The following is a 13,987-nucleotide window of genomic DNA, read 5'->3' on the forward strand; positions in this document are numbered from 1 at the left end:
GCTAACTGTTGACGGACGGGCTGAGCGCGCGCCCGGGAGGTGTGGATGTCAGACGTGAAGCAGCGGGTGACGGTGATTGGCGGCGGGCTGGCGGGCAGCGAGTGCGCATACCAGCTCGCCCGCCGGGGTGTGCCGGTGGTGCTGCGCGAGATGAAGCCGCACAAGCGCTCGCCGGCCCACAAGTCGGATCAGTTCGCGGAGCTGGTGTGCAGCAACTCGCTGCGCTCGGACAACCCGGAGAGCGCCATTGGCCTGCTGCACGCGGAGCTGCGCGCCCTGGGCTCGCTGGTGCTGGGCACCGCGGACACGCACCGGGTGCCCGCGGGCGACGCGCTGGCGGTGGACCGCGAGCGCTTCTCCGGGGCGATTACCGAGTCGCTCCAGCGCATGGCGGGCGTGGAGGTGGTGGCGGGCGAGGTGGAGCGGCTGCCGGACGAGGGCCCGGTGGTGGTGGCCTCGGGGCCGCTCACGTCGGACGCGCTCACCCGCGAGCTGGAGCGGCACGTGGGGACGAAGCTCTACTTCTACGACTCCATCGCCCCCATCATCTCAGGGGACTCCATCGACCTGGACGTGGCGTTCCGCCAGAGCCGCTATGGCAAGGGCGGCGGGGACGACTACCTCAACCTGCCGATGACGCGCGACGAGTACTACCGCTTCATCGCCGAGGTGAAGGCCGGCCAGAAGGTGGTGCCGCACGCCTTCGAGGAACCGAAGTACTTCGAAGGGTGTCTGCCGATTGAAGTGATGGCGGAGCGCGGCGACGACACGCTGGCCTATGGGCCGATGAAGCCGGTGGGGCTGCAGGACCCACGCTCGGGGCAGACGCCCTACGCGGTGGTGCAGCTGCGCATGGAGGACACGGCGGGCACGTCCTGGAACATGGTGGGGTTCCAGACGCGGCTGACGTGGGGTGAACAGAAGCGCATCTTCAGCACGTGCATCCCCGGACTCCAGCAGGCGGAGTTCCTGCGGATGGGGCAGATCCACCGCAACACCTTCATCGACTCGCCCCGGCTGCTGTCGAGGGACTTGTCGCTGAAGTCGGAGCCGCGGCTGTACTTCGCGGGGCAGATTTCGGGAGTGGAGGGCTACGTGGAGAGCGCGGCGTGCGGGTACCTGGTGGCGCTGGCGCTGCATGCGAAGCTGACAGGGAAGGAGTGGGTGCCGCCGCCGGCCACCACGGCGCTGGGCTCGCTGTTCCGTCACGTGACGGGAGAAGCGCACCCGCCGGACTACCCGCACCAGCCCTCCAACATCATCTTCGGCCTCTTCCCGCCGCTGGCCGGGCGGGTGAAGAAGGCGGACAAGCGGGCAGCGTACTCGTCGCGGGCGAAGCAGGACCTGGCCGGGTGGCTGCCGCACGCGGGTGTCCCGGTGCCGGGCACCCCGGAGCACGTGGAACAGAGGAGCGCATGATGCGGACGCGGCAGGGGCGACTTCTGGGTGCAGGTTTGCTGGCCGCCCTCGCGGTGGCGGGGGCGGGCTGCAAGAAGGGGGACGACGGCGGCGGGGGCAAGGCGGCCCCCGGTGCCAGCACCGGCGCGACGGGCGGTGGCGCGGCGGCGAGCGCTCCGGCTCCGAGCCGTGGAGCGCCCGGAGCCGGGCAGGGCCTGCTGCTGGCGTCGGGCCGCGCGGCGGACCTGCGGGTGACGCCGGACGGGCGTCATGCCACGTACCTCCTGAACGGCCAGAAGCCCCGGCTGGACGGGGTGCCCCCGCAGATGCTGCTGGGCGAATTGCACGTGGTGCCGGTGGAGGGCGGGGACTCGCGCAAGCTGGGCGACGGGGTGACGAACGTGCCGGGCGGGCTGCTCGTCGCGCCGGACTCGAAGCACGTGCTCTTCCTCGCGGGCTACAACCCGGCCTCCCAGTCCGGCGCGCTGACGGTGGCGTCACTGGAGGACGCGAAGGCGGAGCCCACCGTGCTGGGCACGGCGGTGAGCTACATGCTGCCCAGCCCGGACGGCTCGCGGCTGGCGTTCGTGGATGCCGGCCGGCTGAAGCTGGGGCCGCTGCCCTCGGGCCCCTTCACCGACGTGGCGGCGGAGGTGAGCACCGCGCAGTTCACTCCGGACGGGAAGACGCTGCTCATCAAGCGCCGGCTGACCGCGGCGGGCGGACTGGCGGCGGTGTCCGTGGACAAGCCCGAGGAGGCCCCGCGCAAGCTGGCGGACCAGGTGGGCGACTACACGGTGTCCCCCGAGGGGCAGCGGGTGGCCTTCCAGGTGCGGAGCGAGTCCGTGCGCGGCCTGTACGACTTGTACCTCGCGGAGTTGCCGGCGCTGAAGCCGAAGCGGCTGGCGGTGGCGTCGGGCGTCTTCGCCTTCTCGCCGGACGGCAAGTGGCTGGGGCGCACGGAGAACGGGAAGCCGGACGTGCCCGGGGACTTGTACATGGGGCCGGCGGCGGGTGGCGCGGGGCGCAAGCTGGGAGACCGGGTGGAGAGGTTCGCCTTCTCTCCGGACTCTCAGGCGGTGGGCTTCCTGGAGAAGTACGACGCGACGGCGGGCGCGGGGCTGATGTCCGTGGCGTCGCTGCCGGACGGGGCGACGAAGCAGGTGGGAGGACGGGTGCCCAACTTCCTCTGGGGTTCGGACGGGCGCTACGTGCTCTTCCTCTCGCGCTTCCTCAAGCCCGAGTACTCGGTGGACCTGATGCTGTACACGCTGGGCGAGGAGAAGGCGGAGAAGGTGCACAAGGGCGTGTTCGGCTACGGCTTCATGCCGGGCAACACGCAGGTGGTGTTCCGCTCCAACTGCATCCGCAACGGGCGCTCGTGTGACTTCAAGGCGCTGGGGCTGCCGCGCACCGCGGAGCCCCAGACGTGGATGCAGGGCGTCTTCAGCTACAAGCTGTCCGCGGACGGCCAGCGGGTGCTCGCCACGTATGCGCGGATGGACTCGGACACGTACGACGTCGCGGTGTACGACGTGAAGACCCAGGCGCGCAGGCCGCTCGACCAGGGCGTGCAGGTGCCGGTGTCCTTCGGTGGCAAGGACGACTCGCGCGCCGTGTACATCATCGCGCAGGGCCCCAAGGCGGGTGTCTACAGCGTGCCCGCGACGGCAGAGGACTCCTCCGCCGCGAAGTGAGCGGGCGCGGGAGGCGTGCAGGGCCGCGCGCAGTGTGCTTATTTGCGCGGCCCGTATGGCCTCTCTCGTCTATCGCCGCTATGGCGGCTCCCTCCAGGTCGACCTTCCGTCCTTCGATGTCCTCGAGGAGGCGGTGCGCATCCCCGAGACGCAGTGGATCGCCACGGCGTGTCCGCTCGAGGGGCTGAGCTGTGACTCGCGCTTCCTCACGTTCATGGACGCGGACGGCAACAGCCGCATCCGCGTGGCGGAGGTGCGGGCCGCGGTGGAGTGGGCGGCGAAGCGGCTGAAGGACCGGCGGGGCGCGGACGCGGGAAGTCCCGTGCTGGAGCTGGACTCCCTCACCGAGGAGGCCCGCCCGCTGCGGAGCGCGGCGGAGACCATCCTCCGCACGCTGAAGGCGCCGGACGGGGCGCGCATCTCGCTGGAGCAGGTGCGGGCCAGCGATTCGGCGCTGCGCGCGGCGGGGCAGAACGGGGACGGCATCGTCTCCCCCGCGCACCTGCCCGAGCGCTTGCGCCCGCTGGCGGTGGACCTCATGGCCAGCTTCCCGGAGGTGAAGAACCGGGCGGGCGAGCCGGGCGTCGACCCGGCGATGGTGAAGCGCTTCCGCGAGGAGCGCACGGCCCTGCTCGCGCACCTGGAGGCGAGGCCCGCGGCGTTTGCGTGGGGCGAGACGAGCCTGGACACGGCGAAGCGCATCCGCGAGGTGGCGCCGCTGCTGGACACGTACTTCGTGCAGTGCCGGCTGGTGGCCGCGCAGCCCGAGGCGGCGACGAGCCTGCGCCTGCGCTCGGAGCGGGTGGAGGGCGCGCTGGGAGACCTGGCGGCGCTGGGGAAGGCGGCGGGGGATTTGCCCATCGCCCCGCCCGAGCCGGCGGGAGTGCTGGAGTGGTCGAGACTCCACCGGGGCCCCGCGTTCGAGCAGCTGGAGGCGTTCCATCGGGACGTGGCCACGTCGGTGACAGGCGACGCGCGGCGGCTGACGGACCCGGCCTGGCGGGAGATGTCCGCGAAGGCGGACGCGGTGCTCGGGTGGCAGGCGAAGTTCGACTCAAGCCCGGTGCGGAAGCTGGTGGACGCGCTCCCGTCCGTGCCGGAGGCGGACCTGGAGGCGATTGAGGCCGAGTGCGCGGCGGACCTGGCGCTGAAGCCGACGCTGGACGCCATCGTCGAGCTGGAGCGGCTCGTGCTGTACCAGCGGTGGTTGCTGGTGTTCGCGAACAACTTCATCAGCATGCCCAACATCTACATGCCGAGGCGGCTGGCGCTGGTGGAGCGGGGGACGCTCATCCTGGGCGGGCGCAAGTACACGCTGTCGGTGCTGACGACGAACCGGGCGGCGCACTCGGCGCTGACGGGGCAGGGGACCACGTGCGTCCTCTACGTGCAGGTGGCGCCGAAGGACGGGACTCCGGGCTACGAGGTGGCGGTGCCCGTCACGCGCGGCCGGAGCACGGACCTGGTGGTGGGCAAGCGCGGCATCTTCTACGACGTGGACGGCAAGGAGCACGACGCCACGGTGATGCAGGTCGTCCGTCAGCCCGTGTCGCTGTGGGAGTCGATGACCATGCCCTTCACGCGGATGGGCGCGTTCATCACCAGCAAGGTGGAGGGGTTGGCGACGACGGGGGAGAAGACCTTCGATACGACGCTGGAGAAGGGCTACACGCAGGCGGTGGCTGCGCCGGCTCCGGCTCCGGGTGCGCCTCCGGCGGCCGCGGCGGCGGCACCGACGGGAGGCATCGCGGGGATGGTGGCGGCGGGCAGCATCGCGGCGGCGGCGCTGGGTTCGTCGTTCGCGTTCATCGTGACGCAGGTGAAGTCACTGACGCTGGTGGACCTCATCTCGGCGGCGACGGTGATTGCGCTGGTGGTGATGGCTCCGGCGGGGCTGCTGGGGTGGCTGAAGCTGCGGCGGCGCAACCTGGCGTTGCTGCTGGAGGGCTCGGGCTGGGCGCTGAATGACCGGCTGATGCTGACGCCCGCGCTGTCCTCGCTGGTGACGCGCCGGCCGAGGCTGCCCAAGGGCGCGCGGGTGGACCGCATGGACATGGTGCGTCCGGAGCTGGTGCGGCAGCGGGAGGAGGACGGCGAGGAGGAGGGGCTGTCCGGCTGGGCGCGGCTGGGCCTCATCCTGCTGGCACTGTTCGTCGTGCTCTGGCTGGTCCGCGTGCCCGTCCTCACGGCGATGTGTGGAGCGCAGTGGCTGTCCGAGGACACCTGCACGGTGGTGCTGCCGTCGACCGCCGAGCCTGCTCCGGCGGCTCCAGCTCCTGCCGCGGCGCCCGCGACGAAGTAGGGGACGAACACTCACGGTGAGCCCGCCTCGGGAGCGAGGAGGCGGGTGTCATTCCCCCGGGCCGTGAATCTTGCGAGGATCTCCGGGCCCCGTAGGCTGACCGCGCCATGACGAACCTGTCGCCGCTGCTGGAGAAGTTCCGCTCCCACCTGGAGGACGAGAAGGGCTCGTCCCCGCACACGGTGCGCAACTACCTCATCGACCTGGTGGACTTCGAGCGCTACCTGGTGGAGCGGATGAAGTTGTCGCTCCTGGCGGGCTCGCACGCGGCGATTCGTGGCTACCTGGGCACGCTGAGCACGGACCACGCGCCCGCGAGTCGGGCGCGGCGGCTGGCGAGCATCAAGTCCTTCTACAAGTACCTCGTGCGGCAGAAGCTGCTGCCGGCCAGCCCGGCGAAGCTGGTGAAGAGTCCGAAGCTGCCGAAGGCGCTGCCCAAGGTGCTGCCGGTGGAGGAGGTGTTCGCCCTCCTCGACGTGCATGACCTGAAGACGGTGCTCGGGCTGCGGGACAAGGCCATCCTGGAGCTGCTCTACGCGGGAGGGCTGCGCATCAGCGAGCTGTGTGGCCTGGACACGCTGGACGTGGACCGGAGCGGGCGCATCGTCCGGGTCATGGGCAAGGGCAGCAAGGAGCGGCTGGTGCCGGTGAATGCACAGTCCGTCCGCGCGCTGGAGGCGTACCTCGCGCGCCGGGGCGAGCTGCTGGCCACTCCGAAGGCGGGACAGGCGCCGGAGGCCATGTTCCTCAACTTCCGTGGCGGCCGGCTGACACCGAGGAGCATCGCCCGGCACCTGGATGCCCACGTGCTGAAGTGCGCGCTGGCTCGCAAGGTGAGCCCGCATGCGCTGCGCCACTCGTTCGCCACGCACCTGCTGGGAGGCGGCGCGGACATCCGCAGCATCCAGGAGCTGCTCGGCCACGCGAGCCTGTCCACCACGCAGCGGTATACCCAGGTGACCTGGGAGCAGCTCCAGCAGGTCTACGACGCCGCGCACCCCCGGGCGTGAGGCCCAGCCCGGCCCGTCCGGGCGGATCAACGGTACGCGAGCGGACAGGCAGCCACTGTTCCTTGGAAAAGCGGGCCCCGGCTTGTTAGACCCGTGGCCCTATGTTCCACGGCACCACCATCCTCTGCGTGCGGCGCGACGGTAAGGTCGCCATCGCCAGCGACGGCCAGGTCTCCTTCGACAAGACCGTGATGAAGAACACGGCGAAGAAGGTCCGCAAGCTCGGTGAGGGCCAGGTCCTCGCTGGCTTCGCCGGCAGCACCGCCGACGCCTTCACCCTCTTCGAGCGCTTCGAGGGCAAGCTCAAGGAGCACCAGAAGAACATGGCCCGCGCCTGCGTCGAGCTCGGCAAGGACTGGCGCACCGACCGCTTCCTCCGCCGTCTGGAAGCCCTCCTCATCGTCGCCGACAAGGAGAAGACCTTCATCCTCTCCGGCGCGGGCGACGTCATCGAGCCCGACTTCGGCATCGCCGCCGTGGGCAGCGGAGGCCCGTACGCGTTCGCCGCCGCGCGCGCCCTCATGGCCCACACCCAGCTGTCCGCCCGCGAGATGGCCCAGCAGTCGCTGACCATCGCCGGCGAAATCGACATCTACACCAACTCGAACATCTCCATCGAAGAGCTCTAGGAGTCACCGCCCGTGGCCGAACAGCGAAAGATGTCCGCCTTCACGCCTCGCGAGGTCGTCAGCGAGCTGGACCGCTACATCGTCGGACAGAACGCCGCCAAGCGGGCCGTGGCCATCGCCCTGCGCAACCGCTGGCGCCGCCAGCAGGTCACCGACGACCTGCGCGACGAAATCCACCCGAAGAACATCATCATGATTGGCCCCACCGGCGTGGGGAAGACGGAGATTGCCCGGCGCCTCGCGAAGCTCGCCCAGGCCCCCTTCGTCAAGGTGGAGGCCTCCAAGTTCACCGAGGTGGGCTACGTCGGCCGCGACGTCGAGTCCATGATTCGCGACCTCGTCGAGGCCGCCATCTCCCTCGTCCGCGAGGAGGAGACGGAGAAGGTCCGCCCCCGCGCCGAGGAGCAGGCCGAGGACCGCCTCATGGAGCTGCTGCACAATGGCGGCACGCCGCGCCCGTCCTCGCCGCCGCCCTTCGGCTTCACTCCGCCGCCGCAGCCTCCGCCCCAGCGCCTGGGCGACTCCGAGCGCGAGAAGCTCCGCGCCCAGCTCCGTGCCGGCACCCTGGACGACCAGTTCGTCGAGGTGGAGACCAGCGACTCGTCTCCCACCTTCATGCGCAACTTCTCCGGCCAGGGCATGGAGGAGATTGGCGTCAACCTCCAGGACCTCTTCAAGAACATGCCGGGCATGAACAAGACGCGGCGCCGCCGCGTGCGCGTGCCCGAGGCGCTCCAGCTCCTGCGCCAGGAGGAGGCCGCGAAGCTGGTGGACCCGGACCGCGTCCAGCGCGAGGCCGTGGTCCGCGCCGAGTCCAGCGGCATCGTCTTCATCGACGAAATCGACAAGATTGCCAGCCGCGAGGGCGGCAAGGGCGGCGGCGGCCCGGACGTGTCCCGCGAGGGCGTGCAGCGCGACATCCTCCCCATCGTCGAGGGCTCCACCGTCACCACCAAGTACGGCATGGTGAAGACGGACCACATGCTCTTCATTGCCGCGGGCGCCTTCCACGTCTCCAAGCCCAGCGACCTCATCCCCGAGCTCCAGGGCCGCTTCCCCATCCGCGTGGAGCTGGAGCCCCTGTCCGGCGAGGACCTGGTGCGCATCCTCCGCGAGCCGAAGAACTCGCTCCTTCGCCAGTACACCGCGCTGCTGGCCACCGAGGGCGTGCGTCTGACGTTCACCGATGACGCCGTGACGGAGCTGGCCCGCATCGCCCAGCAGGCAAACGAGAGCACGCAGAACATCGGCGCCCGGCGGCTGCACACCGTGCTGGAGCGCTTGCTGGACGAGGTGTCCTTCTCCGCCACGGAGATGGGCCCCCGGGACTTCCAGGTGGATGCCGCTTATGTGCGCGAACGCCTGACCTCCATCGTCCAGGACGAGGACCTGTCGCGCTACATCCTCTAGCGCGCTATACCCGCGCGAGAGGTCCAGAACGAAGGAGATGCCTGCCTTGCCGCAATGCGAGCCGTCCCCCGCCGCCCCGCCCGTCGTCACTCCGGCCAACCAGGCCTCCATCACCAAGGCGAAGGCGCACCTGCTGCAGAACTACAAGCCCCAGCCCATCGTCCTGGTGCGCGGGCAGGGCACGCGGGTGTGGGACGCGGACGGGCGTGAGTACCTGGACCTGCTCGGCGGCATCGCCACGTGCGCGCTCGGCCACTGCCACCCGGAAGTGGTGGCCGCGGCGAAGGCGCAGCTCGACTCGCTCTGGCACGTCTCCAACGTCTTCTACTCGCAGCCGCAGATCGACCTGGCCGAGCAGCTCACCGAGTGGTCCGGGCTGCCGCGCGCCTTCTTCTGCAACTCGGGCGGCGAGGCTAACGAAGCGCTCATCAAGCTGACCCGCAAGGTGATGAAGGACCGCGGCACGCCGGAGCGCTTCGAAATCATCAGCTTCGAGAAGAGCTTCCACGGCCGCACCCTGGCCACCGTCACCGCCACCGGCCAGCCGAAGTACCACGCCGGCTTCGAGCCGCTGCCCGCCGGCTTCAGCCATGTGCCCTACGGTGACATCGAAGCTGTCCGCACCGCCGTGGGCCCCGCCACCGCCGCCATCCTCGTGGAGCCCATCCAGGGCGAGGGCGGCGTGCGCTCCGCGCCCCCGGGCTTCCTCACCGCCCTGCGCGCCCTGTGCGACGAGCGCGGGCTGCTCCTGCTGGTGGACGAGGTCCAGACGGGCATGGGCCGCACCGGCAAGCCCTTCGGCTTCATGCACGAGGGCATCCGCCCGGACGCCATCAGCGTGGCCAAGGCCCTGGGCAACGGCCTGCCCATCGGCGCCATGCTCTGCCGCGAGGAGCTGGCCGCCAGCCTCGTCCCCGGCACCCATGGCTCCACCTTCGGCGGCAACCTCGTGGCCGCCGCCGCCGCCAACGCCGTGCTGCGCATCCTCCGTCGGCCGGAAGTGCTCCAGGACGTGCAGGAGAAGGGCGCGCACTTCCTCGCCCGTGCCCGGGAGCTGCAGGCCCGCCTGCCCGCCGGCCGCCTCGTGGCCGTCCGGGGCCAGGGCCTGCTGCTGGGCCTGGAGCTGGACCGCGACGTGGCCCCGGTGATTGCCAGCCTCCGCGAGGCCGGACTCCTGGTGAATGCCGCCGGGGAGCGCACAGTGCGCTTCGCGCCTCCCTTCATCGTCACCCGGGATGAGCTGGACCAGGGGCTCGCCATCGTCGAGCGCGTACTGACGGCGCTCTGAGGCGCTGGAAACCCATCGAATCCGGAAAACCATGAAACGGACGTTTGACGCCCCGCGTCCGGACCCCCTAGTCTTTGCCTTCCCGCTGCCCTTTCGCGGACCGTCCTTGTGAGCGCGCCAAACACGATCGTCGGGCTGGGGGCCCGGACGGACCACATCGCCAAGGTGCCCAACCTGGACCTGGCCCGACTCCAGCTCACCGCGGAGGAGGGCTCGGTCCTGTCGCTCGTGGGCCGCGTGGAGCGCATCGACCAGGTGCTGATCCGCTCGGCGCTGGGGGAGGCGCGCACCATCGCCGTGCTGCTGGCGCTGCGGGCCAAGGGCGCCATCGTCCCCGCCCGCGTGGTGCCCCGCACGCAGCCCGCCCCCCAGGTGGACGCCGCCATGGCCGAGGAGGTGGACCTCGAGCCGGAGCGGAAGAAGGAGATCATCGACCTCGAGCGGGCCCTGGACTCGCTGGACCACTTCGCCGTGCTGGCCTTGAAGCCGGGCGCCTCTCCGGCGGACGCGAAGCAGGCGTACTACAACGCCTCGCGCCGCTTCCATCCGGACCGCTACTTCGGGAAGAACCTCGGCAGCTTCCGCGCCCGCATGGAGCGCATCTTCCGGCGCCTCACCGACGCCCACAACGTCCTCACCCAGTTGGACAAGCGCGACGCGTACCTCCGCGCCCACCCCGCGCTGGGGCTCGCCGCCGCGGCCGCCACGCCGCCGCCCGCGGCTCCTCTCCCGCCCGAGCCGCCGCCGCCGCTCACCCCGGTGCCGCCGCCGGTCCATTACGTCCAGCCCGCCGCGCCCTCGCCCAGGCCCCCCGCGCCCCAGCCCATGCGGGCCCCGCCGCCGCCCGCGCCCGCGCCTCCGCCGGTGAACGACGCGGAGTCCGAGGCCCGCCGCGCCGAGCGGCAGGCCCGCCTGGCCCGGCACCCGTACCTGGCGCGGACGGGCAAGCTGTCCGAGCTGATCGCCCGGGGCAAGGCGGCCGTCGCCAAGGGGGACTGGGAGCGGGCCTACCAGGACTTCCACCAGGTGCAGACGCTGGACCCGAAGAACCGGGAGGTGGCCACGCTGCTGATGGAGGCGCGCCGCCGCCACGACGGGCAGCGCGCCGTCACGGAATTGGCGCGGGGCCGCACCCTGGAGCAGGGCGGAGACGCCTCCGCGGCGCACCAGGCGTACCGGCTCGCCAGCTCGCTGGACGACCAGAACGCGGAGTCCGCCTTCCGGGCCGCGCGCCTGGGCTATCAGCTGGGGCAGGATGTGGGCGAGGTCCGCTCCCTGGCGCAGCGCGCCGTGGAGCTGCAGCCCCAGCGTGTCGAGCACCACGTCCTGCTCGGAAACGTGCTGATGGACGCAGGATCGAAGAAGCTGGCCAAGCGCGCCTTCGAGGAAGCGGCGAAGCTGGACCCGGAAAACGCCGAGGCGAAGGCAGCGCTGAAGAAGCTGCGCTGGACGTTCTAGGAATGCGTACGGTTCCCCATGGCTGAAGCCGAACCCCTCATAGGCATCGACCTGGGGACGACGAACAGCATCGTCGCCACCGTCCAGGGCGGCCAGCCCATCGTCATCAAGAACCGCACCGGACAAGCGCTCACGCCGTCCGTGCTCGCGGTGTCCAAGAACGGCAAGCGGCTGGTGGGGAGCATCGCCAAGCGCCAGGCGATAACCAACCCGCAGGAGACGGTGTACTCCGCCAAGCGGCTCATCGGCCGGAAGTTCTCCTCGCACGAGGTGCAGGACGCGCTGCGCTCGCTCCCGTACGAGGTGGTGGCCGGGCAGCACGACGACCTGCGCATCCGCATGGGCGGCAAGGACCTGTCCGTCCCCGAAATCAGCGCGATGATTCTGCAGGAGCTCAAGGCGGACGCGGAGGCGCACTTCGGCCGGCCCGTCAGCCGGGCGGTCATCACCGTGCCGGCCTACTTCAACGACGCCCAGCGCCAGGCCACCAAGGACGCGGGCCGCATCGCGGGACTGGAGGTGCTGCGCATCATCAACGAGCCCACCGCGGCGGCGCTGGCCTACGGCTTCGGGCGCACGGTGAACGGGCGCGTGGCCGTGCTCGACCTGGGCGGCGGCACCTTCGACGTGTCCGTGCTGGAGATCAACCAGGGCGTCTTCGACGTGGTGGGCACCGGCGGCGACACGTACCTGGGCGGCGAGGACTGGGACAACCGCATCATCGAGTGGCTGGTGTTCGGGTTCGCCAAGGAGCACGGCATCGACCTGCGCAAGGACCGCATGGCCTTGCAGCGGCTGAAGGACGCGGCGGAGAAGGCGAAGGTGGAGCTGTCCAGCGTGCGCGAGGCGCAGCTCAACCTGCCCTTCATCAGCACGCCGCCGGGCGGCGGGGCCGCGCTGCACCTGCAGGCCGCGCTCACCCGCGACAAGCTGGATGACCTGACGTCGGACCTGGCCGAGCGCGTGGTGGGCATCACCACGGAGGTGCTGGGCGAGGCGGGCGTGCGGCCCTCGGAGCTGAAGGAGGTCATCCTCGTTGGCGGCATGTCGCGCATGCCCAAGATTGTCGAGGCCGTGCGCGGCTACTTCCGCCGCGAGCCCTGCAAGGGCGTGCACCCCGAGGAGGTGGTTGCGCTGGGCGCTGCCATCCAAGCCCACGCGCTGGTGGCGCAGGAGGGCGAGCTGCTCCTGCTGGACGTCACGCCGCAGAGCCTGGGCGTGGCGATTGCCGGCGGCTTCGTGCGCCGCATCATCCCCAAGAACACCACCGTGCCCACGTCGGCCACGGAGGTGTTCGCCACGTCCAAGGACTTCCAGCGGACGGTGAAGATCATGGTGCTCCAGGGAGAGCACGAGGCGGCGCACCAGAACGAGCTGCTGGGCGAGTTCGTCCTCACCGGCCTGCGCGAGGCGCTGAAGGGTCAGGTGGAGATCGAGGTGACGTTCGACATCAACGCGGAGGGCATCGTCTCCGTGTCCGCGAGGGACCGGGACACGGGGGGGCGCCAGTCCATCACCGTCACCGCGTCGAGCGGCCTCACGGAGGAGGAGCTGAAGCGCATCATGGACGAGCAGCGCGGCTACCTCCTGGCCGCGCGCATCTCCGATGAGCTGAAGACGAAGCGCATGGAGCTGGACTCACTGGCGCGCGACGTGGTGGACGCCCTGACGCGGGCGCGGCTGCTGCCGGGCGGCGGCGGGCTGGGCCCGGACGTGGTGCCCCGGGCGGAGCAGGCGCTGGAGCATGCGCGCCGGGTGCGCGACGGAGAGGACGTGGCGGCGCTGGGGCGGGCGTGCGAGCTGCTGTCGGGCTGTCTCACCCAGCTCCGGGGGCCGGCCCAGAGCGGCACGGGGCGATAGATGAGCAGCCAGCGCGCGAACCAGCTCATCGAGGCGGGACTGTGGCTGCGGCTGAGCGGCGATGCCCGGGGCGCGCAGCGCCTGTTCGAGCGCGCCCTGGAGCTGGACCCCGGCAACGCCCGCGCCCGCGAGTACCTGGAGGCCACGACGGCGTCGCTGTCCCTCGGCACGGCCACGCCCTTCTCTCCGCCTCCGCCGGACATCGCGCCGCCGTCCCTGCAGGTGATTGGACGGCTGACGCCGGTGTCTCCCGTGCTGGAGGGAGACTGGGGCGCCTGGGCGGAAGGGAAGGGCGGGCCCGCGGATGCCGCCAACGCGAAGACGCCCGCGCCGGTGTTCGTCCCGGAGGACTCGGGCCGCAGCCGGGTGGATGCGATGGACCTGCTGTCGCGGGACGACGACTCCGAGCCACAGGTGTACGTCCTTCCGGAGAGCGAGACGCAGGAGTACGGCGTCCCCCCGGGCGACACGCAGGAGTACGGCGTGCCCTCGGGCGAGAGCGAGCTGGAGCTGCTGCTGCGCGGGGCGGAGGACCTGCTGGAGCTGGATGACCACTCCGGCGCCGTGGACCTGCTGTTCAAGGCGCAGGAGCTGGCGCCTGGAGACCCGCGCGTGGAGGCGCTGCGCCAGCGCAGCGAGCGGATGCTGATGGCGATGCTGGAGTCCAAGCTGGGAGATTTGGGGCGGGTGCCCCGGGTGCGCCTGCAGCCGGACGACATCATCTGGCTCAACCTGGACCACCGCGCCGGCTTCGTGCTGGCGCAGATTGATGGTGCGGTGAGCTACGAGGACCTGTTCTCCCTGTCGGGGATGACGCGGCTGGATACCGCGCGCATCCTCGCGCAGTTGCTGGACGAGGGCGTCATCGCCGCGAGCTGAGGCGCGCCCTCCGGCGAGGCCGCGTGCCCGGTGGTGGGCACGCGGCGCTCAGGGAA

At 71.1% G+C, this 13,987-nt stretch carries 10 protein-coding genes; all 10 read left to right on the forward strand.

Translation table 11 applies throughout. From position 1 onward, the window contains the following. Positions 1 to 45: 45 nt before the first annotated feature. Positions 46 to 1,419 (forward strand): methylenetetrahydrofolate--tRNA-(uracil(54)-C(5))-methyltransferase (FADH(2)-oxidizing) TrmFO, encoded by a 1,374-nt coding sequence (trmFO, locus tag G4D85_RS27715; protein WP_164017013.1) that lies wholly within the window; start codon positions 46 to 48, stop codon positions 1,417 to 1,419. After that, positions 1,416 to 3,095 carry a gliding motility protein gene (locus G4D85_RS27720; protein ID WP_164017014.1) on the forward strand — a complete coding sequence of 560 codons (1,680 nt, stop codon included), beginning with the start codon at positions 1,416 to 1,418 and terminating at the stop codon, positions 3,093 to 3,095. The genes trmFO and G4D85_RS27720 overlap by 4 nt, the downstream gene beginning before the upstream one ends. Before the next feature lie 55 nt (positions 3,096 to 3,150). Beyond that, positions 3,151 to 5,397, forward strand: a complete 2,247-nt coding sequence (locus tag G4D85_RS27725; RefSeq protein ID WP_205525735.1) for a kinesin — start codon at positions 3,151 to 3,153, stop codon at positions 5,395 to 5,397. A gap of 107 nt (positions 5,398 to 5,504) precedes the next feature. Further along, positions 5,505 to 6,407 (forward strand): tyrosine recombinase XerC, encoded by a 903-nt coding sequence (locus tag G4D85_RS27730; protein WP_164017016.1) that lies wholly within the window; start codon positions 5,505 to 5,507, stop codon positions 6,405 to 6,407. Positions 6,408 to 6,508: 101 nt separating this feature from the next. Then, the gene (gene hslV / locus G4D85_RS27735; protein ID WP_164017017.1) at positions 6,509 to 7,036 is read left to right on the forward strand and encodes an ATP-dependent protease subunit HslV; all 528 of its coding nucleotides are present in this window, start codon (positions 6,509 to 6,511) and stop codon (positions 7,034 to 7,036) included. A 12-nt stretch (positions 7,037 to 7,048) separates the two neighbouring features. After that, positions 7,049 to 8,446, forward strand: coding sequence for an ATP-dependent protease ATPase subunit HslU (gene hslU, locus G4D85_RS27740; RefSeq protein WP_164017018.1), 1,398 nt, complete (start codon positions 7,049 to 7,051; stop codon positions 8,444 to 8,446). Positions 8,447 to 8,483: 37 nt separating this feature from the next. Further along, the gene (locus G4D85_RS27745) at positions 8,484 to 9,734 is read left to right on the forward strand and encodes an aspartate aminotransferase family protein (protein ID WP_164017019.1); all 1,251 of its coding nucleotides are present in this window, start codon (positions 8,484 to 8,486) and stop codon (positions 9,732 to 9,734) included. A 108-nt stretch (positions 9,735 to 9,842) separates the two neighbouring features. Continuing rightward, positions 9,843 to 11,192: a DnaJ domain-containing protein gene (locus G4D85_RS27750; protein WP_164017020.1), complete on the forward strand. Its 1,350-nt coding sequence runs from the start codon at positions 9,843 to 9,845 to the stop codon at positions 11,190 to 11,192. A gap of 18 nt (positions 11,193 to 11,210) precedes the next feature. Next, entirely contained in the window at positions 11,211 to 13,052 is a 1,842-nt protein-coding gene (gene dnaK / locus G4D85_RS27755) for a molecular chaperone DnaK (protein ID WP_164017021.1), read from the forward strand. Then, a complete protein-coding gene (locus G4D85_RS27760; protein ID WP_164017022.1) occupies positions 13,053 to 13,931 on the forward strand; it encodes a tetratricopeptide repeat protein in 879 nt (292 codons plus the stop codon). The last annotated feature ends 56 nt before the right edge of the window (positions 13,932 to 13,987 follow it).

Origin of the sequence: Pyxidicoccus trucidator, from assembly GCF_010894435.1 — a bacterium.
In the GTDB taxonomy this organism is placed as follows: Bacteria; Myxococcota; Myxococcia; order Myxococcales; family Myxococcaceae; genus Myxococcus; species Myxococcus trucidator.